Raw genomic sequence first — 18995 nt, 5'->3', positions numbered from 1 at the left:
CATAGATTTTGATAATGTATTTATAAATGCAGAAAAAACAGGATATTGCTGTTGTCCCGAGGCCATTTATTCTATTCATTTTTTTAATAAAAAGAAGAACTTGACTTTTTCTATGCCGATACTCTTGAATTCAAAGATAAAATAAGAATCTATGAAAAAAAATTTCAGTATTCCTATATAGTTGAAAAGCAAAAATGGAAAAATTATCTTGCTGAAATTCAAAATAAAACTTAGCCCCTCAGCAACTTAGCGCCTCAGCAGCTTAAAAAAGCCTACTCCTTCTCTCCGATCTTATTAACCATTACAATCATTAGTATGCCTAAAAGTGCCATTACTAAAAAGGCCCATTTCATACTTAAATATTCAGATATAAATCCCACCATTGGCGGAACAAGTAAAAAACCAAGATAACCAATAGTAGAAATAGAGGTTAAAGCAGAACCGCTGCTCAATTTTGATGATCTTCCGGCAATGCTAAACACTAACGGAACCACGCAGGAAACCCCAAATCCGATTAAGACATACCCAAAAATAGTGGGATACACGTACGGAACAAGAAAACAAATGGAAAATCCTAAAGTGATAAAAATACCGCTGTAAAAAAGAATTCGTTTCGTACCAAATTTCATCACTCCGTAGTCTCCAAACAAACGCCCTAAGGTCACTGCGGTTGCAAAAAATACAAATGCAGCACTCGTTAACTTTGGAGAAGCATGCAGAATATTTTCAAAATAGATACCGCTCCAGTCGTACATCGTATTTTCACAAGCCATAGAAACAAAACAAATCAGGGCAAACTTGACCAGGTTTTTTTCCGGCATCGAAAAGAACTTCTTTTTAACCGGTACCGGATTATTATGAATACTCAACGGATAAAAACAAGCCGTAAGACCCAGCATAAAAATACTTACTCCCAATAAATGATGGGATGGCGCAATATGCTGCGTTACCATGATATACCCTAAACCTGCTCCTGAAAAAACCGCAATACTCCAAACCGCGTGAAAACGGGTGATGATAGATTTTGGATATAATTTCTGAACTTCAAGGGATTGTGCGTTAATTGATAAATTGAAAATATTTCGGGAAGCTCCAAAAATCAAAAGGATGAAAACCAACTGCCATACGAAAGCAGCCAAACCGGGTAAAGACAGGACTATATTAAACATGATTGCCCCTATCAGCATGATATAACGGCTGCTGTATTTATTGAGTAACATTCCTGTAAACGGCATGGTCAGCATTAAACCAATCGGAAAGGCAAATAACACAGCGCCAAATTCAGCTTCAGATAAATGCAGCTGTGCCTGTATGTGCGGGATTCTTGATACCCAGGAAGAGTATCCAAATCCGGAGAGGAAAAAAAATACGGTGTTTGCTATACGGAATCCTCGGGGTGTGTTTTGTATTTTTTTAAAAAAAGGTAAAATCATGAGGACGGTTTCATTTAATGCCGCAAAATTAAGGTTTTGAAGTGTAATTTCTACCCTTTTTACCTTTTTTATAATGTCATAATTACAGGTCATTTAACCTCCCGTTGACAAATTTCAAAAAAAGTTTACCCAAATATCACAAAAAGTATCTCAAATCAAATGAAATAATGTTTGGTAAGGAAATACTATTTTTTACATTTGCACTGTTTTTATTCAATCTAAATAATTATAAACAAACCAAATTTTAAACGCCATGAAATTAAAAACAGTACAACATTCCAGATATTTCCTTTTGGCCAGTATGCTGTTTTCAGTCTTTACAGCACTGGGACAACAAAGCAACGGGAAAATAAAAGGAAACATCACAACCTCTGACGGGAAACCGGCATCTGACGTAAATCTAATTCTTAAAGACTCAAAATATGGTACAAGTGCCAATGAATATGGTGCTTTTGAATTTAGCAAAGTAAAGGCCGGTTCGTATACTTTACAGGTTTCCCTGACCGGGTATGAAACTTTAGAACAGAAAGTAAATGTAACTGAAAGTGAAACTACAACGCTTAATTTGCAACTGAATGTTTCGGACAAGGAATTAAAGGAAGTAATCATTAACAATGATAAAATGATTTCCAAAAAAACCGATTATGTGTCGCGCATGCCTTTAAAAAATCTGGAGAATCCACAGGTATATAATATTATAACAAAAGAAGTTTTAAAGGAACAAATCGCAATAGATATTAAAAGTGCCGTGCAAAACTCGCCCGGCGTAGTACCCATTATTTTTCCTTCGGGAGGTTTGGGAGTTACGTTCAGAGGTTTCAACACAGGTATTAATGCGAGAAACGGAATGGAAACGGTTTCCGGAAGAAGCTCCGTTTCTGTCGACAATGTCGAGCGTATCGAAATCATGAAAGGACCATCGGGGACTTTGTTCGGATCTTCGGTTTCTTCATTTGGAGGTGTCGTGAATCTGGTGACCAAAAAACCTTTCGAGGCAACAAAAACCGAAATAGCCTACACCGGCGGAAGTTTTGGGCTCAACCGTGTTGCACTGGACATTAACACCCCTTTGACATCCGACAATAAAGTATTGTTCCGTTTAAATGCCTCCCTGAGTACGGAAAATAGTTTCCTGAACTATGGTTTTAATAAAACATTTCTGTTTGCTCCAAGCTTTATTTACAAAGCAACAGACAAACTGACCTTAAGTTTTGACAGCGAAATCTACAACACCAACAATACACGCCCGATGTATGCACGCTCGTATGGCGCCGGAATTACAAATCCAAACGATATAAAACTGGATTACAGAAAAACGTTATTCAACGATTATGCCGATGCGCAAACCTCTTCTTCAAAAGTTTTTGTTCAGGCTGAATATAAATTATCCGACAATTGGAAATCTACTACTCTTTTTTCTTTCGTAGACGAAGATGTAGATCACAGTTATCAATATTATACGTCCTGGAGTTCGCCAACACAGGTAAGCAGAAGCGTCTCCCGTTATGGACCGGTAGTGAACAAATACACCAATTTTCAGGAAAATATTAATGGTGAATTTTCCACCGGAAGCATCAAACACAAATTATTGCTGGGTGCGAATTACCGATTTACAAAAACAGCCTTTACCTATGGCACAACAGGAATTCTGGATAATATTGACATCACACAGCCTTATGAGGTTATAAGCAGAAAAGCTGTAGATGCAGTAGTATCAGAGGTGGTATATCCTGTTCCGGAAGAAAATACCTTTAGTGTCTATGCCTCTGATGTTATTAATTTCACGGATCGTCTTTCTGCTATGTTAAGTCTTCGTATGGATAATTTCGTTCAGAAAAAAATAGGCGAAACAGGAGGATATAATCAAACTGCCTTGTCTCCTAAATTAGGTTTGGTATATCAGGTTATTGAAGATCAGGTTTCGGTATTTGGAAATTATATGAATGGTTTTCAAAATGCTGCCCCGGTATCACAACCTGATGAATCGCAGCTAATTTTAGATCCGATTTATGCCAATCAGTATGAAGGCGGTATCAAAGTGGAAGCTTTTGACAAAAAATTGAGCACAACCATCAGTTACTACAGCATCAATATTGATAATGCTTTGCGAACAGATGGTGACGGTTATAGTTTTCAGGATGGCAAACAGGTAAGTAAAGGTTTCGATTTTGAAATTATTGCAGCTCCTGTGGTAGGTTTAAATATTATGGCCGGCTATGCTTACAATGACAACCAGTTAAAATCTTCAGATCCGGCTGTCGGAGAAATGAAATCGTCTAATGCTCCGGAAAATGTAGTCAACTTCTGGCTGTCTTATAAGTTTCAAAATGTACTAAAAGGTTTCGGACTTGGATTTGGCGGTAATTATGTGGACAAGCAATTCAAATTTGACGATGAAGGCTTTTTCGTTCCATCCTACTCTGTTTACAATGCTGCTTTGTTTTATGACCAGCCCAAATGGAAAGTTGGGGTCAAATTAAATAATTTAAATGATAAAAAATATTGGGATGCTTATGGAGTCCCACAGGCTCCGTTAAACTTTCTGGCAAGCTTAACATTAAAGTTTTAACAGACTTATTGAAAACACCTCTGCCTCAAAAACAGGGGTGTTTATCTGTTACAAGCTTTTAGAAAGGAATAATTGTAAAACACTACTGTTAATTTTGTTTTTTATTTTTATTTATTCTAAATAAGGCTTAAGTTTGTAAAAAAAATAATTATACCAAAAATTTAAACTTCATCTTATGAAATCTAAAACTTTAAAATCAGTCGCTTTTTTATTATTTATGTTAGTGGCAAGTCCTCAACTATTTGCTCACGCCCTTTGGATCGAGACTAAAGCAACTGGAACAAAAGGAAAGGCTCAGGAAATTTCAGTGTACTTTGGGGAATTCTCTGAAAATGATATTACAAAAGCTGATAAATGGTTTTCTGATTTAAAAGATTTTTCGCTGGTCGTTATTAGTCCATCAAAAAAAGAAATTAAACTTACTGCAACGGCTTTAGAAAATAAATATCAGGCGTTTTTTACCCCTGATGAAGACGGAGTTTATACCATTGTCATGCACCATAAAGTAAAAGATGTTTACGGAACTATGGTTTTAGATTATAATTCAAGTGCTACAGTTACTGTTGGTAATACAGCAAAAGGAAATGACGCTGCCGTAAATTCTAACGTTATCAGTTTATTCTCCAAAGATGTTATAACAGCAAAACAAAAAACCAAAGTTAATGTGAATGCTTTATATGAAGGAAAGATAGCCAAAGAGCAAAAAATGAAAGTTATTGCCCCTAATGGTTGGGAAAAAGAATTGTGGAGTAATGAAAATGGAGAAATTTCATTTACACCAATCTGGCCGGGAAATTATATGGTAGAATTTGCTTATACCGAAAAAGCTGCCGGAGAACATAATGGCAAAAAATACGACGAAATCTGGAAAATGGCTACTTACCTGATTACAGTTAAATAAATATTCAAAGAAAAAACATTCACTTACTGAAATACGGGACATTTTGTAGAATTAGTCCCGTATTTCATAAACAACTCATTTACTTTAAGTTGAGCAAAAACAATCTTAATCTTTAGTTTTTCTTAAGACAATCTTAAGACAACCTTAAGACAAATAAATTCCAATCACCTAAAGTCAGGATTACTTTTGCGGCAATTATTTTTATTTATTCCAAATAAGACAGTATGAAATATATTTTACTTTTCACATTTTCATTTTTAAGTCTGGCTTCCTATAGCCAGGAATATACCAGCAATGATTCCGGTCATGCAAACGATACCGTAAAAAACAAAAAAGGAGAAATCCTTAACGAAGTATTGATTACAACCAACAGGGAGCCTAAACCTGTTACAGCAGTTCGCTCCGGTTTAAAACCAATGGACAATCCGCAAAGTATACAAGTGATCGGATCTGATGTAATCGAACAGCAGCAAGCGATTCGTCTTAGTGAAGTTATCAAAAACGCCAATGGTGTTTACGTAGGTTCTGCCCGCGGCGGAGCTCAGGAATCTTTTTTCTCGAGAGGATATGACATGTCTGCCAACAATATGTTTAAAAATGGGTTTCGTTATAATGCCGGTTCTATTCCTGATGTTTCCGGCCTGGAAAAAGTGGAATTTCTAAAAGGCGGTTCTGCATTATTATTTGGAAATGTGGCACCGGGCGGAATTTTAAATCTGGTAACCAAAACGCCATCCTTCAAAAAAGGAGGAGAAATTGCGATGCAAATGGGAAGTTATGCTTTCTACAAACCTTCTTTTGATTTTTATGGGCCACTTAGCAAATCTATTGCTTTTAGAATAAATGGTTCTTATGAAAACTCAGAAAGTTTCAGGGATGTGGTGAAAAATGAGCGTTTGTACGTGAATCCTTCCTTGCTTTTTGCCGTAAGCCCTAAAACGCAAATTACCGTTCAGGGAGATTACCTGACTGCAGACTGGACTCCTGATTTCGGAACGGGGATTGTCGGAAAAAAAATCCTGGATATTCCGCGCAGTGAATTTTTCGGATCTCTTTGGTCTAATGGAAATACCAAGTCGGCCAGTGCTTCTGCATTATTAAACCATGATTTCAATAAAAACTGGAAACTTAATTTCAATAGTTCTTTCCAGACTTACGACAGAACTCAAAAATCAACAGCCCAATTATCTACTGTTACAGAAAATGGCGACTGGAACAGAGGGTTGACTCAAAATAAAAACTTAGAGCAAATATTGGGAGACCAGTTAAGCTTACAGGGAAATTTTAATACAGGAGCGGTTAAACATCAGGTCTTCACAGGAGCGGATTGGGAAAATTCGTTTGCAACGGCTTATACCTATGCTTTTAATGAAAAGTTTCTGGTAACTGCCACAAATCCTGACGGATCTCCAAAAACATATGATCCAAGTATTTACGATAAAATCAATCTTTACAATTTCGATCCTTCGACACAAAGAAATGATATTCCTAATGCCCGCGCTACCCAGATTGCAAAAACAGAAACCAATCGTTTTGGGGTCTATTTCCAGGATTTAATTTCGATTACCGAAAAATTAAAAGTGCTGGCAGGTATCCGTTGGTCCTGGCAGGAAGCAGAAGTAACTACGTATAAAGAAATACTGACTGCCGGAGTTCAGACGACAGCACCGGAAAAAACAACTCCTGTTGTTGGTGCTAAAAAACTGGACAACGCTTTTTCTCCAAAAGTTGGATTAATCTACCAGCCGACCAAAGAAATTTCCTTATTTGGCAGTTATTCAAGTTCCTTTACACCGAACACCGGAACAACTGTCGATTTACAGCCTATAGAGTCATCTATTATTGACCAATATGAAGCTGGTATCAAAACCGATTTCTTAAAAGGATTATTAAGTACGAACGTAACGGTTTACCAGATTACGAACAGTAATTTAGCACAAACTGCCCCTAACAAAGCAGACGGAAGTTTAAACACCGATACTACTTTAAAAATATTAGGAGGAAGTACCAAAAGTAAAGGAATTGAAATTGATGTGACTGCAAAACCTGTAGACGGCTTAGCGGTAAGCGCCGGTTACAGTTATAACGATATGCGCTACACCAATACTTCAGGCACTAACGGAAGTTTTATTGCCGGAGATCGTGTGGTAAGAACACCAAGAAATACAGCTAATCTAAGTTTCTTCTACAAAGTACCCGAAGGAATGTTAAAAGGGATAACTTTTGGCGCAATAGGCAATTATATCGGTGATCGTTTAGGCGGATGGAATGATGATTACCAATGGACAGCCGTTAAACCAACACCTGCCAATCCAAAACCGGATCCGGCTTACATTGTAACCATCAGAGATCGTGATATTCCACTGGAAGGTTATACTACTATTGATGTTTCTGCGGGCTACGAATGGAGAAAATTTTCTATCCTGTGTAAATTGTCCAATATAACAAACGAATTAAACTATACGGTGCACGAAAATTACAGTGTGAATCCGATAGCGCCTCGTCAGATTTTGACAAGCCTTCGTTATAAATTCTAAAAACCTGAATTCAATTTACTTTAAGCATACAAAACCTCATTTAGTAATAGATGAGGTTTTTGCTTTTAACAAAAGAAAGTGTTTTAATTATATTTACTTTTGCCCATCAAACCAAAACCTTTAAACATGTCAGATTCCAAAAAGAACCAACTCAGGAAAACACTTGGTCTAAGTTTTAATATTGCTGTATTAATCGGAGGTACCATCGGAGTTGGAATTTTACGAACGCCGGGGACGATTGCGGGATTATTAGATAACTACTGGCTCATTATTGCTTCGTGGCTTTTTGGTGGTTTATTTGTCTTAATAGGTGCCAACTCGTATGCAGAGCTGGCTACTATGCTTCCTAAAGCCGGAGGTTCTTACAACTATATCAAAAAGGCCTTTGGTGATTATGCCGGCTTTATATCAGGCTGGTTTGATTATATTACCAATGCCATTCCGCCCGCTTTTTATTGTATTGTAATCAGCGAATATATTATTATTTTATTTCCGTTTTTGGGAAATTATTCGACCGTAATCGCTATTTCGTTATTAGTTGCTTTTGTATTATTACACTTAAGCGGTGTCAAAAACGGAAGTGCCTTTCAGCAAATAACAAGTTTTATAAAGGTGATTTGCTTTGTGTGCCTGGTAGTCGCCTGTTTTATGTATTCGGGCGTGAAAGTGCCTGTGATAGAAAAAGACAGTTCTTTCTTTCAGATTGGGTTATTATTTGGAATTTTCAAATCGCTTCAGTTAATCATCGGAACTTATAATGGCTGGAACAGCGTTTGCTTTTTTGCAGAGGAAAATGATGATCCGGGTAAAAATATTCCACGCTCTTTGTACAGCGGGGTTTTACTTGTAATTGCTATTTATGTGCTGCTGAACCTTGCTTTTTTTCATGTTTTATCTCTGGAAACGATCGCTAAATCTAATTTGGCCGCTGCCGAAGTGGCCAGCGTTATTTTTGGAAAAAACGGAGCTGCGATCGTTATCGTAATTTCTATTTTTTCACTGATTAGTATTTTGAACGCTTTTATGATGATTCCGCCAAGAATCTTATTCGGATTAAGCAGAGATGGCTTTTTCATCGAAAAAGGAACTACAGTAAACAAAGGAGGAACTCCGATAATTGCACTATTAATTTCATCCTTATTCAGTTTATTTTTAATTTGTATCGGTTCGTTTGAAGTCCTGTTCTCATTTGCGGCCTTTACCTCTGTTATTGTCTGGGGACTGGCTTATTTTTCGCTTTTGAAATTAAGAACATCAGAACCTGATTTACCAAGACCTTATCGTTCGAAATTCCATCCCTGGCTGACGATTTTAGCTATTATTGTTTCACTTGCACTTCTGGTGGGTTTTGTTTACAGTGATCCTAAAGGTTTCGGAGTTATAGTGGTGATTAGCTTAATTTCTTATCCTTTGTTTTTGATTTTGAAGAGAAGGAAATAAGCACAATATCTATTTAAAAATCGTTTTTACCCGATAGTATTGTCATTTCGACGAAGGACCGGGGTATAGCGAACAGACGAAGTCAGTCACATCCGGAGCGCAACGTACGATGTGGATTTAGCACATGTGATTTCTCCTTCGTCGAAATGACATCCGGAGTGCAACGTACGATGTGGATTTAGCACATATGATTCCTTCGTTCCTCGGAATGACGAACAATAAAAAAAATGGACTGTCTTTTTATAAGACAGCCCATTTTTTATTTATAGAAACCTGATTCTTATTTCAAACCGGCTAAACTTTGCTCAATTGTAGCAATTTTTGCCAATGCATCGGCTTCTTTTTGTCTTTCGTTAGCCAAAACTTTTTCCGGTGCTCCGGCAACAAATTTTTCATTGGCCAGCTTCGACTGAACAGATTTTAAGAAACCTTGCGTATATATCAATTCTGCATTCAGTTTTGCAATTTCAGCCTCAACATCAATATTTCCGGTAATTGGAATAAAGTATTCGTTTGACTTTACACGGAAAGATAATGCGCCGTCTACTTTATCGGATATATATTCCAGTGCAGTAATGTTTCCCAGTTTGGTGATCACCGAATCAAAGTAAGTGGACGCTTTATCGTTGTTTACTGCTTTCAGTTCAATGGCATCCTTAAAGGGAATATTCTTGTCTTTACGAATGGTTCTGATTCCTGAAATTACTTCAATTGAATTTTCAAAATCGGTTATTAATTTCGCGTCAAATGATTTTAATTCCGGCCAGGTCGAAACAATTAGAGCTTCTTCCGGAGTTCTGTCTGCAATGAATTGCCAGATTTCCTCTGTCAGGAAAGGCATAAACGGATGCAGCAATTTCAGGTTGCTTTCCAACATTTCAATGGCTTTATCAAAAGTCTTTTTGTCAATCGGCTGCTGGTAAGCAGGTTTGATCATTTCAAGGAACCAAGAACAGAAATCATCCCAAACCAGTTTATAAATAGCCATCAATGCATCTGAAATTCTGTATTTCTCGAAATTATCTTCAATGTCAACAAGCGTCTGCTGCAATTTCGCTTCATACCATTCGATCGCTACTTTTGATGATTCCGGCTGTGGAATAGTTTCGGAAACTTCCCATCCTTTGATCAGTTTAAAGGCATTCCAGATTTTGTTAGAGAATGCTTTCCCCTGATTACACAGTTCTTCATCAAACATAATATCGTTTCCGGCAGAAGCACTTAAAAGCAATCCTACACGAACACCATCGGCACCGAATGTATCGATTAAGTCTAAAGGATCAGGAGAATTTCCTAATGATTTAGACATCTTACGACGCTGTTTGTCACGTACTAAACCTGTCAGGTATACATTTGTAAATGGTTTTTCCCCGGCATATTCGTAACCCGCAATAATCATTCTCGCCACCCAGAAAAACAAAATATCCGGACCGGTTACCAAATCATTGGTTGGATAGTAATATTTAAAATCTTCACTTTCCGGATCCATAATTCCGCCAAAAACAGACATTGGCCATAACCAGGATGAAAACCAGGTATCTAAGGCGTCAACATCCTGTTTTAAATCTTTTATTTCAAGTTTCAGGTTTGAAGTTTTCTCTCTGGCTAATGCTAAAGCCTCTTCGATATTTTCTGCTACTACGAAATCTTCTTTTCCGTCTCCGTAATAATAAGCCGGGATTTGTTGTCCCCACCATAACTGACGGGAAATATTCCAATCACGGATATTATTCAACCAGTGTGCGTATGTATTTTCGAAACGTTTTGGATGCAATTTAATAGCTCCGTCAACCAAAACTGATTTAATTGCCGGTTTTACCAAATCTTCCATTTTCAAAAACCATTGATCGGATAATCTTGGTTCGATTACCGCTTTGGTTCTTTCAGAAGTTCCCACTTTATTTAAATGGATTTCGGTTTTTGCCAAAGCTCCAATTTCTTCTAATTCTTTTGCAATTTCAGTACGAACTACAAAACGGTCTTTTCCCTGATAATGCAATCCGAAGCTGTTTAACGTAGCATCTTCATTGAAAATATCAACGATTTCAAGATTATGTTTTTCTCCTAACGTTTTATCGTTCATATCGTGTGCCGGAGTTACTTTTAAACATCCGGTTCCGAATTCGATATCTACATACTCATCTTCAATAATCGGAATTACTCTTCCACAAATTGGAACGATAGCGCTTTTACCTTTTAAATGCGTAAAACGTTCGTCATTCGGATTGATACAGATCGCAGTATCCCCAAAAATTGTTTCGGGACGTGTTGTGGCGATGGTTAAGAAATCTTCAGATCCTTCAATTTTATATTTTAGGAAAAATAATTTGCCTTGTTGTTCTTCGTAAATTACTTCTTCGTCAGACAAAGTGGTTTTCGCTTCCGGATCCCAGTTAACCATTCGGTATCCCCTGTAAATTAATCCTTTGTTGTATAAATCGACAAAAGAACGAATTACAGAAGCCGACATGTCCGGATCCATAGTAAATTTGGTACGTTCCCAGTCGCAGGAAGCACCTAATTTCTTAAGCTGGTCTAAAATTACACCACCGTATTTATCGGTCCACTCCCAGGCATGGGCTAAAAATTCTTCACGTGTTAAATCATTTTTATTGATTCCTTCCGCTTTCAGTTTCGCTACTACTTTTGCTTCTGTAGCAATAGAGGCGTGATCTGTTCCCGGAACCCAGCAGGCATTAAATCCTTTCAGACGGGCGCGGCGAATTAAAACATCCTGAATGGTATTATTCAGCATATGCCCCATGTGAAGGACTCCTGTGACGTTTGGCGGCGGAATTACAATTGTATAAGGTGTTCTATGATCTGGTTCTGAATGAAAATAGTTATTTTTCATCCAGTAATCATACCATTTGTTCTCGATCGTCTTAGCGTCAAATTGTGCAGGAATACTCATTTATAGGTTGTTTAATCGTGGATATGTTTAATCTTTAATTGGTGTAATTGTTTAATCGTTAAATTGTTGGTTTGTTTAGTCGTTGCGCTCTTAATCGTTGATTGCTTTTGGTACATTTAAACCAAAATTTTACGAGTCAATTAAATGACTAAACCGTTAAACAATTAAACCAAAACAAAATTGGTTCAATTTTTGTAATTGTAACTGACAGCAAAAGTAAATAATTAAGTACATTATAAAAAGAGAAATAATAATTTGTGTATTAATTAAAACAAAGTATATTTACTTACAACTTAAAAAAAAAATTCGCATGAAAAATGTAGCCACTTTTATTGTAATCGCATTGTTTAGCACAATTGGGTATGCACAAAACGGGCCAAAAATTGAATTTTCAGCCCCGGACAACACCATTGATTACGGAAAAATCTCAAAAAATGATAACGGACTTCGATCTTTCGAATTTACCAATACCGGAGATGCCCCTTTATTAATCATCGGAGCAGAATCTACAGTTAGCTCGATAGTGGTAACAAAACCTGCCGCTGCAATTCAGCCTGGAAAAAAAGGAAAAATTGATGTCAAGTACAATATGGCCGCCGGTCCAATCCGTAAAACCATTACAGTGGAGACCAATGCCGTAAATTATCCTGATGGCAGAGTCGCCCTTAAAATCAAAGGGGAAGTCTTATAAAGAATTAAATCTAACAATAATAGCAAAGCCGTTTCCAATAGAAACGGCTTTTTTATGAAATAAACCCGACCGGTTTTAAAACCTGTCGAATTTGAAATGTATCTTTTATTTTGATTTCTCCATGCACTCAGCAACGTCAAATTTATATTTCACTCTTTCAAAATCGATCGGTTTATCTTTAACCAGATAGGTAACTCCCATCGTAGTCTGCATGGTTCCGTTTCCTAAAATAAGTTGTTTCTCACGTTTCAGAAACGCCATTGGATTTTTGAATGTTTTATTTTTATTGGTGATTTCCTGAAAAGTATAATCTGCAAATAAGGTATCGCCATGAAACTCTCCTGCAATTTCCCCTGTTTTTTCGGGAGCACCAAAAACCTTCATGCTCATGTTTCCACTCAGCTTTCCACTTTTTAAGGTATTCAGTTTTAGATCAATTGTATCTTTTTCATATACTGCTTTATAACATTCGGTACTTACGATCTTTTCGGCATCTGCTTTAGCAGCTCCTGTTTCTGTCTTCGTTTCATTTTTTTTACAACTTTGGAGTCCAATGCAAGCTACCAGTAAAAAGGATATTGCTAGATTTTTCATAATTAGTTTTTTTAGGTCATTGTTATTCTATAAAATTAAATAAAAAAGAAGCCAAAAAAAAGCTTCTAAATTAAAATTTCAATTTATTAAAAAAACAAACCCGCCAGGTTTTTAAAACCTGACGGGTTTAGTTTACATAAGATTCGTAATCTATAAATTTTTAATGACGAACTCACTTCGTCTGTTCAGTTCATGTTCTTCTTCTGTACAGGAGTCGTCTGTTTTACATTTTATAATAGGTACCGATTCTCCATACCCTTTTGCGATTACCCGATTGGCCTCAATGCCTGATTCCAGTAAAAATTCCCTGGTTGAAGATGCTCTTTTCTGCGATAAGTTTTCATTGAACTTCGCGCTACCCCTGGTATCTGTATGCGATCCTATTTCGATCACCATTCCCGGATATTTTTTCATAAGGGCCACTACCCTGCCTAAAACTACTTTAGATTCTTTACGGATGTACCACATATTGTAATCGAAATAAATAGGATCGGTCTTTATGATCAATCGGTCTTTATCCCGTACCACATCTTTTTCCTGCTTTAAAATCTGCTCTACTTTTTCTTTTTTCTTAATTTCAACAGCTACAATTTCATCTGCTTTTGCTTTTTTCTCTGCTTCTTTTAACGCTATCACTGCCAGGGCTTCTTTTTCCTTTTTCTCTACGACAAGACGCTCCTCTTCCTTCTTCTTCTTTTCCGCCAGCTGTTGCTCTTCCAGACGAATTGCGTCCAACGATTTAAGTGCCATAGAAGCATCGTTGCCTGCATCTCTCGTTTTACCGGTAGTTATTGCCCTGGACTCATTGGTATACTTTTCCTTAAAGGCTACAACGGTAAAAGAACTTTCGCAGGGCACCGTAAAACTAAATTTACCATCTGCAGCGGTAGTACTTGTATTTAATGTTTTTTTATCAGCATCCTGCAACATTACCGTCGCATGTTCTAGTACAATCTTTGTATCAGCATCTGTAATGGTTCCGGCAATAAATTGTTTGCAGTCCTCGACAATCAGGTCTTTGATTTCTTTAAACTGATAGATATCGTCTTTTCCTTTACCGCCTTCTCTGTTCGAGGCAAAATAACCTTCTTTGTTGTCTGAGATCGTAAATGAAAAATCATCTGAATTAGAATTTAAAGGCAAACCAATATTTAATGGTTTTGAATATTCATTTCCGTTAATTTCGGATACAAAGACATCCAGGGAACCATATCCCAAATGTCCGTCTGAAGAAAAATAAAGTTTATTGTCCGGCGAAGCAAAAGGAAACTGTTCTCTTTTACTGGTGTTGATAACAGGCCCAAGGTTTTTTGGCGTATCAAATGCTCCCTTATTGATGTTGACGGAATAAATATCAAATGAACCAAGTGATCCCGGCATATCGGAAGAGAAATAGAGCACTTTTTCATCAGGACTCAAAGCCGGATGTTCTACAGAATAGTCAGCACTATTAAACGGAAGCGAGGTTACATTTGTCCATTTCCCTTCTACTAATTCTGCTTTAAAAATCTGAAGATTGGAAATGTTCTGCTCATTTTTTTTCTTCTTGCCGTTTTTGGAATTATTACGCGTAAAATAAATCGTCTTGCCGTCTTTTGTAAAAACTGCATTTGATTCGTGCATTCCTGTTTTTAATTCCTTCGCGAAATAATGCACTATAGAATCCGCGGAATTAATGTTTTTTAATGGTACTTTGACCAAATTGAGATAGGTCTCGTTGTCCCATTTAAACTTTTTATCCAGCAATCCGGGCTTTAGCTTTACTGCGGCAAAAACCAGATTGTCATTGTATTTAACAGCACCAAATTCAGAGTTAGGTGTATTGACAGCCAGATTTTTAATTTCAAACCGATTGCCAATTGCCGAAACATTTTCTAATTCTTTCAGTTCTTTTTCAAAAGAAGCAACATCCTCACTATTGGCAGATTTTGAGTAATATTCTTTCAAAGCAGCATTGGCATCCTCATAACTGTTACTTGCTTTTAAGGTTTGCGCATATCTATAGTAATATTCCCTGTCTAAATCTTTATTATAATTTTTAACTAACAGTCTGTAATAGCGTTGCGCTTTTATTAAATCATTCGTGTAATAATAAGAGTCGGCCAAATTTTTAATGACCTCCTGTGAAGGTTTTTGTTCCGCCAGTTTTTCATATAAGATAATAGATTCACTGTAATAGGTTTTATCAAAAAATCGTTTGGCTCGCACCAAATCCTGATCCTGGGCGTGTATAAACTGTATTAAAAATACGAATATAACAACGAGTATTTTTTTCATATTTTTCATTTTAGAAGAATCTTGGTGATTTATCATATCCTTTCCCTAATAAATCTAAATCAAAAAGAAGCATAATTTCGTGTGTGCCTGAATTAAACTGTCCCAGGTTAGAAAGCGTATAATCGTACGCATATCCTACCCTAAGCGATGGTGTCACATTAATATTACACAAAGCACTCACAGCATCGCCCAGACGATACGCCGCACCTAATTCAAATTTATTGTTATATAAAACATTCGCCGTCAGATCAACAGTCATTGGTGCTCCTTTGACAATTTTTGACATAAATGCAGGTTTTAATTTCACCCTGTCACTGATCTGAAAAACATATCCGGCTGTTAAAAAAGTATGAATTGCTTCTGATCCGTAAGCGTTTATTCCTGATTTTTCTTCAATATGTTTGGAACTCAACAGATTTGGGGCCGATATTCCCGCATAGAAATTATCTCTGAAATAGTAGGCTCCGATTCCGATATTAGGCCGGGTTACATTTATGTTTTGCGAGAATGCAAGATCTGTTTCCGGATCCGTGAAAAGAAATCCGTTAAAATTAGTCTGCAGGGAGGTAAATCCGGCTTTTAGTCCGAGTGAAAGTTTATTTTTTCCGCCTAAATTAAGGACATAAGCAAAATCAGCATAAAAATTATTTTCTTTTTTGGCACCATCCCCTATATCATCCGAAACTAACGACAAGCCAACTTCTATCTTATCACTTATCGCTGTATGTCCGAAAAATGTAAATGTTTTCGGGGCACCATAAGCTCCCACCCACTGGGTTCTGTAGAGTCCCCCAAGATTCAGCATGGCAGGAGTTCCTGTCGCATAGGCCGGATTCACCACGCTCATGTTATACATATAATGCGTGTATTCAGGGTCCTGCTGCGCTGAAACAGAGGTGATATAGAAGAGAAAAGTTATAAAAAATATTATTTTTTTCATTTGAAAATCATATTAAAGAATGCAAAATGAATCATCTGTTTAAATAAAGACGTCCTTGTCGGGGCGGTTTATTATCTTTATTAAAATGAAGCACATAAAAATAAACCCCATTGACTGCTATGCCGCTGCTTATGCCGCTTGCTTCATAATTCAATCCGTCCCATCCCGGTTTATTTTTAAATCCTTTGTACATTCTGCTTCCATACCTGTTGTAAATTTCAAGTATATAATCCGGGTACAGAAAATCGATATCCGGAATCACGAAAGCATCATTTACACCATCTCCATTAGGAGAAAAGCCATCAGGGATAAAAAGAGTTTCGGGCGCATCACAATTCGTTAGCGACACGACAACTTCGATACTTTTTTCTGAGATACAATTGGTTTGGTTTGAAAAATCAAATCCGTAATATCTTCCGTTTTCCACCAAAGGCGTAGTGGAAGACAATACATTACCATTCGTCTGAGCATCGTACCAGACTACCGATGCAGGTGAATTGGTTCGATTAGACAAATCCAGAATCGTAGGATTATCCAGTCCGCAAAAACCGGAGCCTTCTGAATTTAATTCGGGAGCAGCGGGATCATTTATGGTCACTGAAATCATCGTTGCTTCTGATGTACAGCCAGCAGAAGAGGTTTCTTTTACGTAATAATTTCCAGTCTGTAAAACATCGGTAGCCGGAAGAGGTGTCGTTGCAGTTTCGGAAGCGTACCATTTGTATTGGGCGCCGTTAGGCTGCAAGCTGGCTACTGTTGCGTTATCGACTTTACAAAAGGGCTGGGACACTGCGTTCGGGGCAGCCGGAATTGCATTTATCAGGAATGCATAAGATAAATTGCTTAGCGTAGCACCGCAGCCATTCTCATTATTTGTCAATTTTAATATAGAAACAGTATAAGATCCCGGATTTGAAACTGCAGTGGCAGGAAGTATAAAACTGGTGGTTCCTCCTGACACCGGCAAAGTAACCGTTAGCGGTATAGCATTATTGTTATGGGTAACCGTATAGGATAAGGTGATATCTGTTAAAATTCCCAGTCCGCTCATTGAAACCGAAACAGGTTTTTCAAAACAGACATTATTAATCTGCATTCGTACCGCTGCTGTATTGGGCAAGGGATTTATTAGAATATTGCCAATCACATTTGCGGTACTGGAGCATTGAGAAACTACATGCGTAATATTTGTAATCGTTAGTACTGCATTACCGGCATTGAAACTTAAATTAGGAGACAACGTAAAACTAGCATTTCCCCCCGTAAATGTAACCCGCGCTATTTGTCCGCTTGCCTGATTGGCTCCTGCCAGATTATAAGTAAGATCATAAATTCCGTCTGCAAGTTTTATGGCATCAGAAATTTGTATCAGGGCACCTTCGTTTTGGCAGGTTGTTGTCGGTGCTATTTTTGCGTTCTCCAAATCCGGTAAGGGATAGATAATTAAATCATCTGATAAGTTACCCATGATATTAGCACATATTCTGACACTATTGTTTTTATAGATACTTATAATATTTACATTAAAAGTTCCAACCTGCTGAAAATAATTTGAATCTATAGGAAATACAAGGACACCGTTATTAAAATTTGCTGTTACAAGTTCAGTTTTTGCATTAGGTCCTGATACCCGGAATATCACATTGTAAGATCCGTTAGGAATAGGTGCCGTTCCCTTTTTAATGGTCACTGAGTAGCTGGCAGTTCCTATTTCGGTTTCACAAATATCATTATTAACGGTAACGGTAGCACCCGTAAAATCAAGTTTGTTCTCAAGTTTGATAAATGTGACTCTCTCTTCGTCCAGACAAATTGGTTTTGGAGATAAAACCTTATAGGCAAAGTAATAATATCCTTCGCCAAATCTGTCATATATCTTTTCAATATCAACAAAGCGATCTCCTGCAAATGTTAGTTCTCCTGTGCTGATACGGTTACCATCTCTCCAGGTTCCACCCGGATCCTGACCTGTTATTAAATTAGTAAGATCAAAATTCTTATATGCTGACAATCCATCACTGGCGCACAAAGCTAAATTTACAGCAGTTCCTGCTTTGGGGGCTCTGGCAACTGTAATAACAGCTGTTGAAGATACCGCAGGACAAGTACCGATTGCGGGCATGGTATAGGTAAATTCGTAATCCCCTTCAAATTCAGAAATATTAATAACGGCATCTACTTTTTTATTATTAGTGTTATCGTACCATTGTCCATTGTATTGCGGTCCTAAAAAAAGACCATTAAAAGCTTCGAAAAGGTTAAAATTTATAGTAGCACTACATTGCGTGGAATTTGAGGCAACCCCGGAATATCCTCCTATAGTAACGGTTACTACAGCGGAATTATCGGCACAGCCTGCAGCTCCGGTAACGGTATAAGTATAACGGTATATTCTGCTTTGGCGAATAAGATGCGCATTTAAAACTCCTGTATTTGCGTCTAATCCTCCCGATTCATCATCATCTGACCATGTTCCTCCTGGTGTTGGCGTTCCTCCCAATGCTGTATAAAGATTAATCGTCTTATTGGCAGGATTAGGAATATCACAAACGGGCAATTCCCCATCATCACCTGCACATTGTGCCTGAATGTTGCCGGAGAAAAAGGAGAAAAAAACAAAAACCAATATAAAGTGTAAGAATTTGATGTAGCCTTTTACCATAGATTATTATTTTTCTATAACATAAGAAAAACAGCGA

11 protein-coding genes are annotated in these 18995 nt (G+C 37.3%); 5 read left to right on the top strand and 6 right to left on the bottom strand.

Features of this window, described 5'->3' with window-relative positions:
* Positions 1-272: 272 nt before the first annotated feature.
* Positions 273-1526: an MFS transporter gene (locus tag LPB89_RS12495; protein WP_230702121.1), complete on the bottom strand. Its 1254-nt coding sequence runs from the start codon at positions 1524-1526 to the stop codon at positions 273-275.
* Positions 1527-1686: 160 nt separating this feature from the next.
* Between LPB89_RS12495 and LPB89_RS12490 the strand changes: the two genes are divergently transcribed.
* From LPB89_RS12490 to LPB89_RS12475, 4 genes are all read left to right on the top strand, one after another.
* Entirely contained in the window at positions 1687-4002 is a 2316-nt protein-coding gene (locus LPB89_RS12490) for a TonB-dependent receptor (RefSeq protein ID WP_230702120.1), read from the top strand.
* 175 nt (positions 4003-4177) lie between these two features.
* Positions 4178-4903 carry a DUF4198 domain-containing protein gene (locus LPB89_RS12485; RefSeq protein WP_230702119.1) on the top strand — a complete coding sequence of 242 codons (726 nt, stop codon included), beginning with the start codon at positions 4178-4180 and terminating at the stop codon, positions 4901-4903.
* A gap of 224 nt (positions 4904-5127) precedes the next feature.
* The gene (locus tag LPB89_RS12480) at positions 5128-7440 is read left to right on the top strand and encodes a TonB-dependent siderophore receptor (protein ID WP_230702118.1); all 2313 of its coding nucleotides are present in this window, start codon (positions 5128-5130) and stop codon (positions 7438-7440) included.
* 126 nt (positions 7441-7566) lie between these two features.
* Positions 7567-8880 (top strand): APC family permease, encoded by a 1314-nt coding sequence (locus LPB89_RS12475; RefSeq protein ID WP_230702117.1) that lies wholly within the window; start codon positions 7567-7569, stop codon positions 8878-8880.
* Positions 8881-9160: 280 nt separating this feature from the next.
* On the opposite strand, the gene LPB89_RS12470 is transcribed toward LPB89_RS12475, so the two are convergent.
* Entirely contained in the window at positions 9161-11794 is a 2634-nt protein-coding gene (locus tag LPB89_RS12470; RefSeq protein WP_230702116.1) for a valine--tRNA ligase, read from the bottom strand.
* Positions 11795-12104: 310 nt separating this feature from the next.
* On the opposite strand from LPB89_RS12470, the gene LPB89_RS12465 reads away from it, so the two are divergent.
* Positions 12105-12485, top strand: coding sequence for a DUF1573 domain-containing protein (locus LPB89_RS12465; RefSeq protein WP_127336963.1), 381 nt, complete (start codon positions 12105-12107; stop codon positions 12483-12485).
* Positions 12486-12590: 105 nt separating this feature from the next.
* Here the strand turns inward: LPB89_RS12465 and LPB89_RS12460 are convergent, their stop codons facing one another.
* The 4 genes from LPB89_RS12460 to LPB89_RS12445 form a co-directional block, all read right to left on the bottom strand.
* Entirely contained in the window at positions 12591-13079 is a 489-nt protein-coding gene (locus LPB89_RS12460; protein WP_230702115.1) for a hypothetical protein, read from the bottom strand.
* Positions 13080-13229: 150 nt separating this feature from the next.
* Positions 13230-15356, bottom strand: a complete 2127-nt coding sequence (locus LPB89_RS12455; RefSeq protein WP_230702114.1) for an OmpA family protein — start codon at positions 15354-15356, stop codon at positions 13230-13232.
* Positions 15357-15366: 10 nt separating this feature from the next.
* Entirely contained in the window at positions 15367-16296 is a 930-nt protein-coding gene (locus LPB89_RS12450; protein ID WP_230702113.1) for a type IX secretion system membrane protein PorP/SprF, read from the bottom strand.
* A 31-nt stretch (positions 16297-16327) separates the two neighbouring features.
* The gene (locus tag LPB89_RS12445) at positions 16328-18958 is read right to left on the bottom strand and encodes a gliding motility-associated C-terminal domain-containing protein (protein ID WP_230702112.1); all 2631 of its coding nucleotides are present in this window, start codon (positions 18956-18958) and stop codon (positions 16328-16330) included.
* Positions 18959-18995 lie beyond the last annotated feature (37 nt).

The organism is Flavobacterium sp. ENC (genome assembly GCF_020991415.1).
GTDB lineage: Bacteria > Bacteroidota > Bacteroidia > Flavobacteriales > Flavobacteriaceae > Flavobacterium.
This window is presented reverse-complemented; position numbering and strand designations above follow the sequence as displayed.

What these genes read in the sequence shown, in the direction of transcription:
- LPB89_RS12485 (WP_230702119.1), top strand. Translation starts at nt 4,178, where the DNA reads ATGAAATCTAAAACTTTAAAATCAGTCGCTTTTTTATTATTTATGTTA.
- LPB89_RS12475 (WP_230702117.1), top strand. Translation starts at nt 7,567, where the DNA reads ATGTCAGATTCCAAAAAGAACCAACTCAGGAAAACACTTGGTCTAAGT.
- LPB89_RS12465 (WP_127336963.1), top strand. Translation starts at nt 12,105, where the DNA reads ATGAAAAATGTAGCCACTTTTATTGTAATCGCATTGTTTAGCACAATT.
- LPB89_RS12445 (WP_230702112.1), bottom strand. Translation starts at nt 18,958, where the DNA reads ATGGTAAAAGGCTACATCAAATTCTTACACTTTATATTGGTTTTTGTT.
- LPB89_RS12490 (WP_230702120.1), top strand. Translation starts at nt 1,687, where the DNA reads ATGAAATTAAAAACAGTACAACATTCCAGATATTTCCTTTTGGCCAGT.
- LPB89_RS12455 (WP_230702114.1), bottom strand. Translation starts at nt 15,356, where the DNA reads ATGAAAAAAATACTCGTTGTTATATTCGTATTTTTAATACAGTTTATA.
- LPB89_RS12460 (WP_230702115.1), bottom strand. Translation starts at nt 13,079, where the DNA reads ATGAAAAATCTAGCAATATCCTTTTTACTGGTAGCTTGCATTGGACTC.
- LPB89_RS12450 (WP_230702113.1), bottom strand. Translation starts at nt 16,296, where the DNA reads ATGAAAAAAATAATATTTTTTATAACTTTTCTCTTCTATATCACCTCT.
- LPB89_RS12480 (WP_230702118.1), top strand. Translation starts at nt 5,128, where the DNA reads ATGAAATATATTTTACTTTTCACATTTTCATTTTTAAGTCTGGCTTCC.
- LPB89_RS12470 (WP_230702116.1), bottom strand. Translation starts at nt 11,794, where the DNA reads ATGAGTATTCCTGCACAATTTGACGCTAAGACGATCGAGAACAAATGG.
- LPB89_RS12495 (WP_230702121.1), bottom strand. Translation starts at nt 1,526, where the DNA reads ATGACCTGTAATTATGACATTATAAAAAAGGTAAAAAGGGTAGAAATT.